Below are 13,875 nucleotides of genomic sequence, written 5' to 3' on the forward strand. Positions count from 1 at the left end.
CGATGATCAATTCGCCCCGAGTGTGTATTCAGGTTCAAAGTGTTTACATTGAAGCGCAGTCTTCACCTGATAATGAGCGTTACGTTTTTTCTTATACTGTAACCATACGCAACCTGGGGCGAGCGCCAGTGCAGTTGTTGGGACGTTACTGGCTGATCACTAACGGCAATGGCCGTGAAACCGAAGTCCAGGGCGAAGGTGTGGTGGGCGTCCAGCCACATATCGCCCCTGGCGAAGAGTACCAGTACACCAGCGGTGCGATTATCGAAACACCGATGGGCACCATGCAGGGTCACTACGAAATGATCGATGAAAACGGCGTTCCGTTCAGCATCGATATTCCCGTATTCCGACTCTCCGTTCCAATACTCATTCATTAAAATAATATGGCGACATACCTTATTGGCGATGTTCATGGCTGTTACGATGAACTGATCGCATTGCTACACAAAATAGAATTTACCCCTGGGAAAGATACCCTCTGGCTGACGGGCGACCTGGTCGCGCGCGGCCCTGGTTCGCTGGATGTCCTGCGCTACGTGAAATCATTAGGTGACAGCGTGCGTCTGGTACTGGGCAATCACGATTTACACCTTCTGGCGGTATTCGCCGGAATCAGCCGCAACAAGCCGAAAGATCGCCTGACTCCTTTACTGGAAGCACCTGACGCCGACGAGTTACTTAACTGGCTACGCCGTCAGCCTTTACTGCAAATCGACGAAGAGAAAAAACTGGTGATGGCCCATGCGGGGATCACGCCGCAATGGGACTTAGAGACCGCCAAAGAGTGTGCTCACGACGTAGAAGCGGTGTTGTCGAGTGACTCCTATCCTTTCTTCCTTGACGCCATGTACGGCGACATGCCGAACAACTGGACGCCAGAGTTACGTGGTCTGGCGCGACTGCGTTTTATCACCAACGCATTTACCCGGATGCGTTTTTGCTTCCCGAACGGTCAACTGGATATGTACAGCAAAGAGTCGCCGGAAGACGCACCTGCACCGTTGAAACCGTGGTTTACCATTCCTGGGCCAGTTAGCGAAGAGTACAACATTGTGTTTGGTCACTGGGCATCGCTGGAAGGAAAAGGCACACCGGAAGGCATTTACGCGCTGGATACCGGTTGCTGCTGGGGCGGTTCATTAACCTGCCTGCGCTGGGAAGATAAGCAGTATTTTGTCCAGCCGTCGAACCGGCACAAGGATATGGGGGAAGCGGCGGCGTCTTAAACACAGCCTGATACAGGAAGGCCGGATAAGACGCGACCGGCGTCGCATCCGGCACTAGCCGTCAATTCTATACAAACTTACCGCCGTTCCAGAATCTCAAAGCAATAGCTGTGAGAGTTCTGCGCATCGGCGTCGTGGAACTCGCTGAACACCGATTCCCAGTCATCCGGCTCGTAATCCGGGAAATGGGTGTCGCCTTCTACTTCCGCATCGATATGCGTCAGATACAGTTTTTGCGCTTTCGGCAGAAACTGCTCGTATACGCGACCGCCGCCAATCACCATAATCTCCGGTACGTCACCACAGGCAGCGATGGCTTCATCAACCGATTTCACCCACATTACGCGATCATCCGTACCCGGCTGGCTGCTAATGACAATATTCTTGCGTCCAGGTAACGGGCGACCAATGGATTCCCAGGTATGGCGACCCATAATCACAGGTTTATTTAAGGTGTTACGTTTAAACCAGGCGAGATCGGCAGGCAGATTCCACGGCATGGCGTTTTCCATGCCGATAACGCGATCTACCGCTAGCGCCGCAATCAAACTGATCATTGATGATTTCCCGATAAAAAAAATTGTCGTCACTATACGTAAAGCGTAAACCTTCGTCGACTGGCGAGAGGATGATGTTGAGGAAAATTTTTATTTTGCTGGCGAGTCCACGCTATGTCCCTGGACTCGCCGCATTACAGTTGCGCAAAAACAAACAGTTAGTTGTAAAGCATGCGACACATCACACTTTTTGATTACAACGGCTTAGTTTCTGGCTCATCCGCCATGTTGCCGGTATGTTTCCCTTCTTCGGTTCCCTGCCAGCCATGCCGTTGAATTAATGACAGATGTTCCCGGTCTTCAGTAATGATTTCGCTTAACATCGCGCTGGTGCGTTTATAGACTGCCGCGCGGGCTTTGGTGTCGTTTTCGCCCATCGCCATCTCTTCCACCATTTGAATATTAAAGCGGCGGAACACATCAGCACGTTCTCGCGCTTCATATGGCCCCAGGCCTAAACTTTCCAGCGCCAGACGCCCGGTTTTGAGCGCTCCCTCAAAGGTTTCACGCTCTGGCCTTTCCACGCCAGCCTGGCGCAAACGAATGTAGTGATCGACATCACGGGCGCGGGCAATAATCTGCAGATGCGGAAAATGTTCTTTCACCATCTCCGTCAGTTGCAGGTTGGTTTGCGGATCGTCAATGGCATTAATCAGCACTTCCGCTTTCGCCGCTCCGGCAGATTCCAGCAAATCCATCCGCGTGGCATCGCCGTAAAACACCTTCATGCCAAATTTGCGCAACGTTTCTATATGGTCAGGATCATGATCGAGCACAACCATTTTCACTCCGCTGGAGAGCAGCAAACGTCCGGTGATCTGACCAAAACGCCCGAATCCGGCAACAATCACCCGCGGCTGTTCTTCGTCGATCTCATCAGCTTCGCGCGCCTCTTCAGTGCCGGATTGCTCAAGACGGTTGAGGATCACCAGCAAAATCGGCGTTGCTGCCATCGACAGCGCCACCGCCAGGGTCAATGATTTCGCCCACTCCGGCTCCAGCACATTCGCCATTTGCGCCGCGCCAAACACCACAAAGGCAAACTCACTGCCCTGCCCTAACAGCACCGCAAACCAGCGACGCTGTTTATTCGGCACCTGCAACGGTTTGGCAATCAGCCACAGCATGGCAATCTTGATGATGAGGAAACCGAACAGCAGAATGACAATGCGCAACGGGTTTTCAATCAGCGTGCCAAAGTCTATCGACATCCCAACGCCGATAAAAAACAACCCTAACAACAAGCCTTTGAACGGTTCGATATCGCTTTCCAGCGCATGACGATATTCCGAGCTTGCCAGCAGCACGCCCGCCAGAAACGCGCCCATCGCCATCGACAGACCAACCTCTTCCAGCAGCAAACCGAAGCCAAACACGAGGAATAAAGCCACTGCACTAAACACTTCCCGCAAGCCAGAGCGGGCAACAAAACGCAGCGCCGGACGCGTGACATAGCGCCCCAGTAATACCACCAGCACCAGCGCGCCCGCCACTTTTAACGCCGAGAGAACAAATGCGCCCATCGTCGTCGAGGCACTGCTCGCTGCCAGTAGCGGGATCATCGCCACCAGCGGGATCGCTGCGATATCCTGGAACAGCAGCACCGCAAAGGCACTCCGGCCCATTTGCGTCACCATCAGATTGCGTTCATTCATCGCCTGCATGGCAATCGCCGTTGATGAGAGCGCCAGCGTCATGCCAATCAGTTCTGCCACCTGCCAGCGCATACCGAGTAACATGCAGAACAGCCCCAGCAGGCCGCCGCAAACCACCATCTGCAATGCGCCACCGCCGAATACTGCCGCCCGCAGCTTCCACAGCCTTTGTGGGTCGAGTTCGAGACCGATGATAAACAGCATCAGCACCACGCCGATTTCGGCAAAGTGCAGAATAGATTCAGCATCGGTCACCAGCCGCAGCCCCCACGGGCCAATAATGCAACCTGCAATCAGGTAGCCAAGTACCGAACCAAGACCGAGACGTACTGCAATCGGCACAATCAGCGCCGCCGAACCGAGATAAATCAGCGCCTGAATCAGCGTATGACTATCCATGATGTGCCTCCTGCCATTCCAGCAGACGTTGCTTATAGTGGCGCGCCTGCCCTTCGAGAGTTTCGTCGTCACAAATAAAGGTACAGTGCATGGCAAACGGCGGCAGCCATTTCAGCCCGCAGTAGATTGCCGTCGCCTGTAGCGGCTGCGACAACACATCAAAGCCCGGATGAGTACCAATCTCAAAATGACTTTCCCCACCGCCAGTCGTCACCGCCCACAGCAAATGTTTGCCATGCAACGCCGTACCGCCGTGTCCGTAAGCCCAGCCGTGTGAGAAGACTTTATCGATCCACAATTTGAGCAACGGCGGAATGCTGTACCACTGCATTGGGTGCTGCCAGACGATCAGATCGGCACGAGAGAGCGCCTCCTGCTCGGCCGCTATATCGATATTGAAGTCAGGATAGAGTTGATAAAGAGAGCGGATTTCGACGCCTTCCAGCGTCCTTGCCTGTTCAAGCATCCGTTTATTCGCATGGGAATGATGCGGATACGGATGCGCATAAATGATTAGAATCATAGTTAGCCTGCGCGTTTACACCTTTGTTTTCCACAAAGTGTAGTCACATATTCACGCGGCTTATAGTCAATAATATTGATTCAAAAAAGAGAGAAATCTGAATAAGTTATCCTGCACGCTGCCTGCGAATTGTCATATTACTGGTCTGCGCCAACGACATCCCACGCGTCTCCGGAGCAAACGCCACAGAAATCAGCAGGCCAAACAGCGAGATCCCCGCCCCCATCAGCATAGTATTGCTGATACCGTAATTATTAATAAAGATCGGCAGCGCCCAGGTTGAGATAATTGTACCGATACGACTCAGAGACATAATGACGCCCACGGCTGAGGCGCGAATATCCGTCGGGAAGAGTTCATTAGGATAAAGCCACTGCAAATTGCCTGGCCCGCCGGAGAAAAACGCGTACACCGCAAACGCCATGACCACCAGCCAGATCCCCATATCCGGGATCAGCCCCAAAACCGCCAATGCCAGCGTCATCATGGCAAAGCTGCCGATCAACAATGGACGTCGTCCGGCAGTGTTCAGCCAGAGCATCGGCGGAATACAGCCGAGCATAAAGAACAGGCTAATCACCACGTTTCCCAGCGCCGCGTTTTTGCCGACGCCTAACCCTAGAAGACCGACGATTTGTGGGCCAAAGGTGTAAATGGCGAACATCGGGATCACCTGGCAGGTCCAGATGGCGGCCACAAACAGGACAAAAGGAAAATGGCGGCGGTTAAACAGATCGCGAAAACGAGTTTGTTGCGGCTGCTCTTCATCGAAAACCACCGGTTCGCCAAACAATTTGATCATCATCTCTTCGCACTCTTTCACTCGCCCTTTGCGCAACAGCCAACGGGGGGATTCGGGCAGTTCGAATCGACCAATCAAAATCAACAAACACGGGATCGCCGCACTGCCCAGCATCCAGCGCCAGCCGCCTTCCACATCATAAAGCCAGTAGCCGACCAGATCGGCACAGGTCGCGCCGACATACCACATAGCGGCGATAAAGCTGATGGAGAACGCCCGCTGACGGGTGCTGGAGAACTCGGTGATCATCGAGGTGGCGATGGGATAATCCGCGCCGATAACAATGCCGATGAGCACCCGCATCACCAGCAGTTCGACAGGTGATGAGACAAACATCGTCGCAACAGAAATCCCCCCGATAGCAATGATATCGATGAGAAACATTTTGCGACGTCCGACTTTATCGGAGATATAGCCAAACAGCGATGTGCCAACGAACAGCCCGGCGAGGGTTCCCGCGCCCAGCAGGCCGATCCAGTCAGCGTCCAGTTTTAGCGCCGGTGTCAGTTGCTCCAGCGCCACGCCGATCATTACCAGCACATAGCCATCCAGAAACGGGCCACCGCTTCCCCACAGCAAAATACGGCGGTGAATAGAGGAGAATTTGAGATCGTCAAAGTTTCTGGACGGTTGCATGGGTTGATCCTGTTTTTTAGCAATGGGGGTCAGTACGGCGTTACGTATCAGACCAACATCAGCCGTAACGAAACTCCACGCCAAAGGTGCCGCGCGGGTATTCCCACTGCTCCAGCGCCGACCCCAGCCCAAGAATGCGGCAGGTTCCACACTCCAGACATCCGGCGTAATCGAAGCGTACGCTGCCGTCATCCTGTTTTTTGTACAGACCCGCCGGGCACGCTTTCACCAGCAGTTCCAACGCCTGTTTATCGGCATCAGACTTCACAACAATGTGCGGATGCTCTTCATCAACATTGAATTTATTGACGCCCAGTTTGACGTCCACATTGACGGGAGAAGTCATAAAACGGTCACTCCTTTCATGCCATCCTTGATCAGATTGATGAAACCCACTTTCTTGCTGTGGCGGAGGATTTTCTTGCGCATCAGTTCCGGCGCACTGCCATCAATGGTGAACAGGTCACGCGCCACACCCACCGCCAGTTCCGGATAGCCGCTAAACATACGTGGGTTATCAAGAAAAGCCGGTAGCTTCTGGTACATACGCATATCGCGCAGCGGGCCACTCTCCAGATGCTGACGATACTCCGCCAGTTTCTGCTTACTGAAATCGTCGTTTTTCATCGCTGAAAGCACGGTTTTCGCTGCTGCTTCTCCGGCGGCAATCGCCAGATCCATACCACGAATGGTAAAGCCGAGATTCATACACATTCCGGCGGCATCACCGGCAATCAGCACGCCGTCGCCAACCAGTTCCGGCAACATGTTGATACCCGCTTCTGGCACTACGTGAGCAGAGTATTCCACCAGCTTGCCACCCGCGATCAGCGGTGCAACTGCCGGATGCTGTTTGAAATCTTCCAGCATTTGTGGCACCGATTTCTTCGCGTCATGCAGATGATGCAGGCCGCAAACCAGCCCCAGTGACAGGGTGTTTTCATTGGTATAAAGGAAGCCACCGCCCATCAGGCCATCGGTGGGTGCCCCCGCAAACAGGCAGGCCGCGCCCTGATTACCCTGCAACTGAAAACGGTCTTCGAGAACCAACTTCGGTAACTCGATCAATTCCTTCACGCCAACCGCCACATCCGTCGGTTTGACGCGTTTCGCCATTCCCAGCTTTTCGGCAAGAATGGAGTTCACACCATCAGCGAGGATCACCGTTTTCGCTTCAATCACATCGCCATCGGCTTCTACGCTGACAACTTTGCCATCGCGCTGCACAAGGTTATCGACGCGAATTCCGGTAATTAACTGCGCGCCCGCTTCTTCGGCCTGCTCCATCAGCCAGGCATCAAATTTGCTGCGTAAAACGGAGTAAGAGCGCTGGGATGGCGAGGTTTCGTCGCCATTGCAGTAGTCCATAGTCATCGCTGACTTTTCGGTCATAAACGCAAGTTTTTCATGAGTGATCAGGCGTTCAACGGGGGCGCTTTCGGCAAAACCAGGAATGATGTGTTCCAGACTGTGGGCATAGAGACGCCCGCCGGTAACATTCTTAGCGCCAGCGGAATTGCCACGCTCGATAACTAACACTTGTGCCCCTTCGCGGGCGAGCACCAGCGCGGCAACCGAACCGGCCAGCCCTGCACCAACGATGATGGCATCAAAGATATCTTCGGACATAAGAACTCCCTGTCAGCGGCAGGGCCAAAAGCAGCCCTGCCAGAGTAGATCAACGCGCTAAAGCCGCCGTCAGCGCCGGAAGGATCTTCACGGCGTCGCCAACAATGCCGTAATCCGCGTACTGGAAGATCGGCGCATTTTTATCTTTGTTGATAGCGAAAATGGTTTGTGACGCATTAGCGCCAACCATGTGCTGGATCTGCCCGGAGATCCCCACGGCCAGGTACAGTTCAGGTTTCAGCATCAGGTTGGAGATACCAACATAGCGCTCGTGCTCCATCCATTTTTCGTTTTCCGCCACCGGACGAGAACAGGCCAACTCCGCGCCAATCACCTGGCAAAGTTGCTCTGCCAACGCAATGTTCTCTTTGCAGCCAATGCCGCGACCGACGCTAACCACCAGACGGGCTTTGTCGAGATCGACACTGTTGCTCTGGCGCGCCTGCGTTGCCGTGCGGGTAACCGCCACAGCCGGAGACTGCCACTCCACGGTGTGCGTTTCACCTGTACTTGACGTGTCCGGCTGAGCCGCATCGAACGTGCCGCTGCTGATGGTCAGTACCGCATACGGCGTGGCAATGCGTTCTTCGCCAATCGCCAGGCCGCCGTAAACCATGTGTTTCACCGTCGCTTTACCATCCTGCACGCTGACGGCGCTGGCATCGTTAGAAACCGCCGCTTTCAGGCGATAACCCAGTTTCGCCGCCAGTAATTTGCCGCGACGGGTGTTCGGCAGTAGTACCAGACCGTCTGTGCCGTGCTGGCGAATGGTGTCTGCCATCACTCCGGCGTAATCTTCGATCATCCGATCGTCCGGTTTGCCGCTTAATTTCCAGACATGATTAGCACCAAACTGGATTGCCTGTGCGCCGTCGTCGTCACTCAGAACAAACGCATTGATTTGATGAGCTAAAGCCTGCGCGCCGTTCATCAGTTCCGGCAGACGAGAAGGGGTATCGCTGAATACCCAGACTTGAGAAAACGTGTTCATAGCATCCCCTGTAATTAAATGACTTTGCGAAGATTTTCAGCAAATGCGGCGATCTGTTCTTCGCCGTCGCCTTCAATCACGATGCGCTGACGCTCGCGCTGTTTCGGTGCGGCAACCTGTTGTTCAGACCAGACTGCCTGTGCGTTAAAACCGATATCCGCCGCCGACCACACCTGAACTGGCTTTTTCGCCGCGCCGAGAATGGCTTTCATCGAAGGAATTTGTGGGGCATTGATATCAGTGGAAACAGCAACGACCGCAGGCAGCGGGATGCTTAAAGTTTCTGTTTCATCTTCCAGTTCGCGCTCAACGGTGAGGGTATCTGCCGTCAGGGAGAGGATTTTGCTGACACCGTTAACTGCCGGAATGTTGAGGATTTCACCCACCAGCAGACCAACCTGCTGGGCATAAAGGTCGGAAGAACCGTCACCACAGAGGATCAGATCAAAGCCTGCTTTCTGCGCCGCGGCAGCCAGTGCAGTCGCAGTTTGTTGCGGCAGTGCCTGCTCGAACTGGTCATCAATCACCACAATCAGTTCATCCGGGCCGCGAGACAGCACATCTTTACGTCCTTTGGCATTAGTCAGGACTTTGCCGCCCACACTTAAAGCCGTCACCTGCGCCTCAGTCGCCTGCTGTTTTAACTGGCAAGCCGCTTCAATAGCGTTCAGATCATATTGGCTTATTTTCGCATCGGCTTTGCTGAGATCTAATGAACCATCAGCATTATTGATCGCAATATCCTGTTCATCAGGCACGCATTTATAGCAAGTAATAATCTTCATTGCATCTCCAGAAATCATGAAGGAAACGTCGTTCATATCGGTGGTGTTAATTACAGATATCACGTCATTTAATTCTGGAATAAAACTTTAATCACCAATATTGAAAATGTCACACGTAGATAAATCCAACTTTCAATATTGTTAAGCGCCTCACCAATATTGAAAACACGGTGTTGAAAGAAGAAATTTTCAATATTGTTTTATGGATCACCAATATTGAAAGTCAGATGCTGGATTTTCACTCAAAACCAAACTCATTTAGTTGATTAATAACGAATATTTAAATTAAAACACTCTGTTTTTATCCGATAAAAACCTGTGATTACCATCACAGAATACAGCCAATTGAATACCCATTATGAGTTAGCCATTAACGCGTTCACGAGGTTAATAATAATTATATTAAATGTTAACAAAAATAAAACAAACGGGAACGTAAAATAAATATTTATTTTTACAGTGGAATTAACTCATGAAAGATGAAAAAAGAAAAACGGGAATAGAACCGAAGGTATTCTTTCCGCCGTTAATAATCGTTGGCATACTTTGCTGGCTTACAGTCAGAGATTTGGATGCGGCGAATGTCGTTATTAATGCCGTATTCAGTTACGTCACCAATGTATGGGGATGGGCATTTGAATGGTATATGGTGGTCATGCTTTTCGGCTGGTTCTGGCTGGTGTTTGGCCCGTATGCCAAAAAGCGTTTAGGTAACGAACCACCCGAGTTCAGTACCGCCAGTTGGATCTTTATGATGTTCGCCTCCTGTACGTCAGCCGCCGTGCTGTTCTGGGGATCGATTGAGATCTACTACTACATCTCCACGCCGCCATTTGCTTTAGAGCCAAACTCCACTGGCGCGAAAGAGCTGGGGCTGGCCTACAGTTTGTTCCACTGGGGGCCGTTACCGTGGGCGACTTACAGTTTCCTTTCCGTCGCCTTCGCGTACTTCTTCTTCGTTCGCAAAATGGATGTGATTCGCCCCAGCTCCACCCTGGTGCCGCTGGTGGGTGAAAAACACGCCAAAGGGTTGTTTGGTACTATCGTCGATAACTTCTACCTGGTGGCGCTGATCTTCGCAATGGGCACCAGTCTCGGCCTTGCCACACCGCTGGTGACCGAATGTATGCAGTATCTGTTTGGTATTCCGCATACCCTGCAACTGGATGCCATTATCATTACCTGCTGGATCATCCTCAACGCTATCTGCGTGGCCTGTGGTCTGCAAAAAGGGGTAAAAATCGCCAGCGATGTGCGCAGCTATTTGAGTTTCCTGATGCTCGGCTGGGTGTTCATCGTCAGCGGTGCCAGCTTCATCATGAACTACTTCACCGACTCGGTGGGGATGTTGCTGATGTATCTGCCGCGCATGCTGTTCTATACCGATGCCGTTGGCAAAGGCGGCTTCCCGCAGGGATGGACCGTATTCTACTGGGCATGGTGGGTGATTTACGCCATCCAGATGAGCATCTTCCTGGCGCGTATCTCCCGTGGTCGAACCGTGCGTGAACTGTGCTTCGGTATGGTGATGGGGCTGACAGCATCCACCTGGATCCTGTGGACTGTACTCGGTAGTAATACTCTGCTGTTGATGGATAAAAACATCATCAACATTCCGAATCTGATCGAACAGTACGGCGTGGCTCGCGCCATCATCGAAACCTGGGCCGCTCTGCCTCTCAGCACCGCCACCATGTGGGGCTTCTTTATTCTCTGCTTTATTGCCACTGTCACCCTGATTAACGCCTGCTCTTACACCCTGGCGATGTCCACCTGTCGTGAAGTGCGCGACGGCGAAGAACCACCGCTGCTGGTGCGCATTGGCTGGTCAATTCTGGTTGGCATTATCGGCATTGTTCTGCTGGCGCTCGGCGGCCTGAAACCGATTCAAACCGCCATTATCGCCGGAGGATGCCCGCTGTTCTTCGTCAACATTATGGTGACGCTCTCCTTTATTAAAGACGCGAAACAGAACTGGAAAGATTAATTACCCCCAAAATATCAAGAGGTTGAAAGATGGATTTTAATTTAAATGATGAGCAGGAACTGTTTGTCGCCGGTATCCGAGAACTGATGGCCAGCGAAAACTGGGAAGCCTATTTTGCCCAGTGTGACCGTGACAGCGTCTACCCGGAGCGTTTTGTCAAAGCCCTGGCGGATATGGGTATCGACAGTCTGCTGATCCCGGAAGAGCACGGTGGTCTGGACGCGGGATTCGTTACCCTCGCCGCGGTGTGGATGGAACTGGGTCGTTTGGGGGCACCAACTTATGTGCTGTACCAGTTGCCGGGCGGGTTCAACACTTTCCTGCGTGAAGGTACGCAGGAGCAGATCGACAAGATCATGGCTTTCCGCGGCACCGGTAAGCAGATGTGGAACTCAGCGATTACCGAACCGGGCGCTGGTTCCGATGTGGGTAGCCTGAAAACGACTTATACCCGTAGAGATGGTAAGATTTATCTTAATGGTAGTAAGTGTTTTATTACCAGTAGCGCCTACACCCCATATATCGTGGTGATGGCGCGCGACGGCGCTTCTCCGGACAAACCTGTCTACACCGAATGGTTTGTCGATATGAGCAAACCAGGAATCAAAGTGACCAAACTTGAGAAGCTCGGTCTGCGTATGGATAGCTGCTGTGAAATCACCTTTGACGATGTGGAACTGGACGAGAGAGACATGTTCGGTCGCGAAGGTAACGGCTTTAACCGCGTAAAAGAAGAGTTCGACCACGAACGTTTCCTGGTAGCCCTCACCAACTACGGTACTGCGATGTGCGCCTTTGAAGATGCGGCGCGCTACGCCAACCAGCGCGTGCAGTTTGGTGAAGCGATCGGTCGTTTTCAGTTGATTCAGGAAAAATTCGCCCATATGGCGATCAAATTAAACTCCATGAAAAACATGCTCTATGAAGCAGCGTGGAAAGCGGATAACGGCACCATTACTTCTGGCGATGCGGCAATGTGCAAATACTTCTGCGCCAATGCGGCATTTGAAGTGGTGGACAGCGCAATGCAGGTGCTGGGCGGTGTCGGGATTGCGGGCAACCACCGCATCAGCCGCTTCTGGCGTGACCTGCGTGTAGACCGCGTCTCCGGAGGATCTGACGAAATGCAGATCCTGACGCTGGGTCGTGCGGTGCTGAAGCAATACCGCTAAATCCGTGCGCTGCCTGATGCGCTTCGCTTATCAGGCCTACAGGAGCACAAATGCAGGCCGGATAAGGCGGTTACGCCGCATCCGGCAACCGTGCGGCGATGCCTGATGCGCTTCGCTTATCAGGCCTACGGGAGCACAAATGCAGGCCGGATAAGGCGGTTACGCCGCATCCGGCAACCGTGCGGCGATGCCTGATGCGCTTTGCTTATCAGGCTTACAAAGGCTACACACATTTTTCAGGAGCTAATAATGGATCATCTACCGATGCCGAAATTCGGGCCGCTGGCCGGATTACGGGTTGTCTTCTCCGGTATCGAAATCGCCGGGCCGTTCGCCGGACAAATGTTCGCAGAATGGGGCGCAGAAGTTATCTGGATCGAAAACGTCGCCTGGGCCGACACCATCCGCGTTCAACCAAATTACCCGCAGCTTTCCCGCCGCAATTTGCACGCGCTGTCGTTAAATATCTTCAAAGATGAAGGCCGCGAAGCGTTTCTGAAATTAATGGAAACCACCGATATCTTCATCGAAGCCAGTAAAGGCCCGGCCTTTGCTCGCCGTGGCATTACTGATGAAGTGCTATGGCAGCACAACCCGAAACTGGTTATCGCTCACCTGTCCGGTTTTGGTCAGTATGGCACCGAGGAGTACACCAATCTTCCAGCCTATAACACCATTGCACAGGCCTTCAGTGGCTACCTGATTCAGAACGGCGATGTTGACCAGCCAATGCCTGCTTTCCCGTACACCGCTGACTACTTCTCCGGCCTGACCGCCACCACCGCGGCGCTGGCAGCACTGCATAAAGTGCGCGAAACCGGCAAAGGCGAAAGCATCGACATCGCCATGTATGAAGTGATGCTGCGCATGGGTCAGTACTTCATGATGGACTACTTCAACGGCGGCGAAATGTGCCCGCGCATGACCAAAGGGAAAGATCCCTACTACGCCGGTTGCGGTCTGTACAAATGTGCCGATGGCTACATCGTGATGGAACTGGTGGGCATTACCCAGATTGCAGAGTGCTTTAAAGATATTGGCCTCGAGCATCTGCTCGGTACACCGGAAATTCCGCAAGGCACTCAGCTTATCCACCGTATCGAATGCCCTTACGGCCCTCTGGTAGAAGAGAAACTCGATGCCTGGCTGGCGGCACACACGATAGCAGAAGTAAAAGAACGCTTTGCCGAACTGAATATCGCCTGCGCCAAAGTGCTGACCGTGCCGGAGCTGGAAAGCAATCCACAGTACGTTGCCCGCGAATCAATCACCCAGTGGCAAACGATGGATGGCCGTACCTGCAAAGGGCCGAACGTTATGCCGAAATTCAAAAATAACCCAGGCCAAATCTGGCGCGGAATGCCGTCGCACGGCATGGACACCGCTGCCATTTTGAAAACCATCGGCTACAGCGAAAACGACATTCAGGAGTTGGTCAGCAAAGGTCTGGCCAAAGTTGAGGACTAAACGCGTGGTGCTAGTTGGCTTGCCTGACTAGCACCCGCCCAAT

At 52.9% G+C, this 13,875-nt stretch carries 13 protein-coding genes; 5 read left to right on the forward strand and 8 right to left on the reverse strand.

The features are described 5' to 3' along the window. Window positions 1-2 precede the first annotated feature (2 nt). Complete coding sequence (gene apaG, locus ESM_RS0111140) at window positions 3-380, forward strand: Co2+/Mg2+ efflux protein ApaG (protein WP_000610905.1); 378 nt, start codon at window positions 3-5, stop codon at window positions 378-380. A gap of 6 nt (window positions 381-386) precedes the next feature. Further along, window positions 387-1,229: a bis(5'-nucleosyl)-tetraphosphatase (symmetrical) ApaH gene (gene apaH, locus ESM_RS0111145; RefSeq protein ID WP_000257165.1), complete on the forward strand. Its 843-nt coding sequence runs from the start codon at window positions 387-389 to the stop codon at window positions 1,227-1,229. Window positions 1,230-1,306: 77 nt separating this feature from the next. On the opposite strand, the gene folA is transcribed toward apaH, so the two are convergent. The 8 genes from folA to ESM_RS0111185 all read right to left on the reverse strand — a co-directional run bounded on the left by folA (window position 1,307) and on the right by ESM_RS0111185 (window position 9,206). Further along, the gene (gene folA, locus ESM_RS0111150) at window positions 1,307-1,786 is read right to left on the reverse strand and encodes a type 3 dihydrofolate reductase (RefSeq protein ID WP_000624377.1); all 480 of its coding nucleotides are present in this window, start codon (window positions 1,784-1,786) and stop codon (window positions 1,307-1,309) included. Window positions 1,787-1,980: 194 nt separating this feature from the next. Further along, complete coding sequence (kefC, locus tag ESM_RS0111155) at window positions 1,981-3,840, reverse strand: glutathione-regulated potassium-efflux system protein KefC (RefSeq protein WP_000377142.1); 1,860 nt, start codon at window positions 3,838-3,840, stop codon at window positions 1,981-1,983. Then, the gene (gene kefF, locus ESM_RS0111160) at window positions 3,833-4,363 is read right to left on the reverse strand and encodes a glutathione-regulated potassium-efflux system oxidoreductase KefF (protein ID WP_000600731.1); all 531 of its coding nucleotides are present in this window, start codon (window positions 4,361-4,363) and stop codon (window positions 3,833-3,835) included. The genes kefC and kefF overlap by 8 nt, the downstream gene beginning before the upstream one ends. Window positions 4,364-4,469: 106 nt before the next feature. Next, window positions 4,470-5,801 carry an MFS transporter gene (locus ESM_RS0111165; RefSeq protein ID WP_001183182.1) on the reverse strand — a complete coding sequence of 444 codons (1,332 nt, stop codon included), beginning with the start codon at window positions 5,799-5,801 and terminating at the stop codon, window positions 4,470-4,472. Window positions 5,802-5,859: 58 nt separating this feature from the next. Beyond that, the gene (gene fixX, locus ESM_RS0111170) at window positions 5,860-6,147 is read right to left on the reverse strand and encodes a ferredoxin-like protein FixX (RefSeq protein ID WP_000203750.1); all 288 of its coding nucleotides are present in this window, start codon (window positions 6,145-6,147) and stop codon (window positions 5,860-5,862) included. After that, on the reverse strand, window positions 6,144-7,430 hold the full coding sequence (locus ESM_RS0111175; RefSeq protein ID WP_001287751.1) for an FAD-dependent oxidoreductase: 1,287 nt from the start codon (window positions 7,428-7,430) through the stop codon (window positions 6,144-6,146). Before ESM_RS0111175 ends, fixX begins: the two co-directional genes overlap by 4 nt. A gap of 49 nt (window positions 7,431-7,479) precedes the next feature. Then, entirely contained in the window at window positions 7,480-8,421 is a 942-nt protein-coding gene (locus tag ESM_RS0111180; RefSeq protein WP_001091475.1) for an electron transfer flavoprotein subunit alpha/FixB family protein, read from the reverse strand. A 14-nt stretch (window positions 8,422-8,435) separates the two neighbouring features. After that, entirely contained in the window at window positions 8,436-9,206 is a 771-nt protein-coding gene (locus tag ESM_RS0111185; RefSeq protein WP_000692178.1) for an electron transfer flavoprotein FixA, read from the reverse strand. Window positions 9,207-9,678: 472 nt separating this feature from the next. Here ESM_RS0111185 and caiT point away from each other — a divergent pair, with 472 nt between their 5' ends. The 3 genes from caiT to caiB all read left to right on the forward strand — a co-directional run bounded on the left by caiT (window position 9,679) and on the right by caiB (window position 13,832). Then, window positions 9,679-11,193 carry an L-carnitine/gamma-butyrobetaine antiporter gene (caiT, locus tag ESM_RS0111190; RefSeq protein WP_000650969.1) on the forward strand — a complete coding sequence of 505 codons (1,515 nt, stop codon included), beginning with the start codon at window positions 9,679-9,681 and terminating at the stop codon, window positions 11,191-11,193. A gap of 29 nt (window positions 11,194-11,222) precedes the next feature. Then, window positions 11,223-12,365 (forward strand): crotonobetainyl-CoA dehydrogenase, encoded by a 1,143-nt coding sequence (gene caiA, locus ESM_RS0111195; protein ID WP_000347138.1) that lies wholly within the window; start codon window positions 11,223-11,225, stop codon window positions 12,363-12,365. Between the two features lie 249 nt (window positions 12,366-12,614). Continuing rightward, window positions 12,615-13,832 (forward strand): L-carnitine CoA-transferase, encoded by a 1,218-nt coding sequence (gene caiB / locus ESM_RS0111200; RefSeq protein WP_000349948.1) that lies wholly within the window; start codon window positions 12,615-12,617, stop codon window positions 13,830-13,832. The last annotated feature ends 43 nt before the right edge of the window (window positions 13,833-13,875 follow it).

This window comes from Escherichia sp. TW09308 (genome assembly GCF_000208565.1).
GTDB lineage: Bacteria > Pseudomonadota > Gammaproteobacteria > Enterobacterales > Enterobacteriaceae > Escherichia > Escherichia marmotae.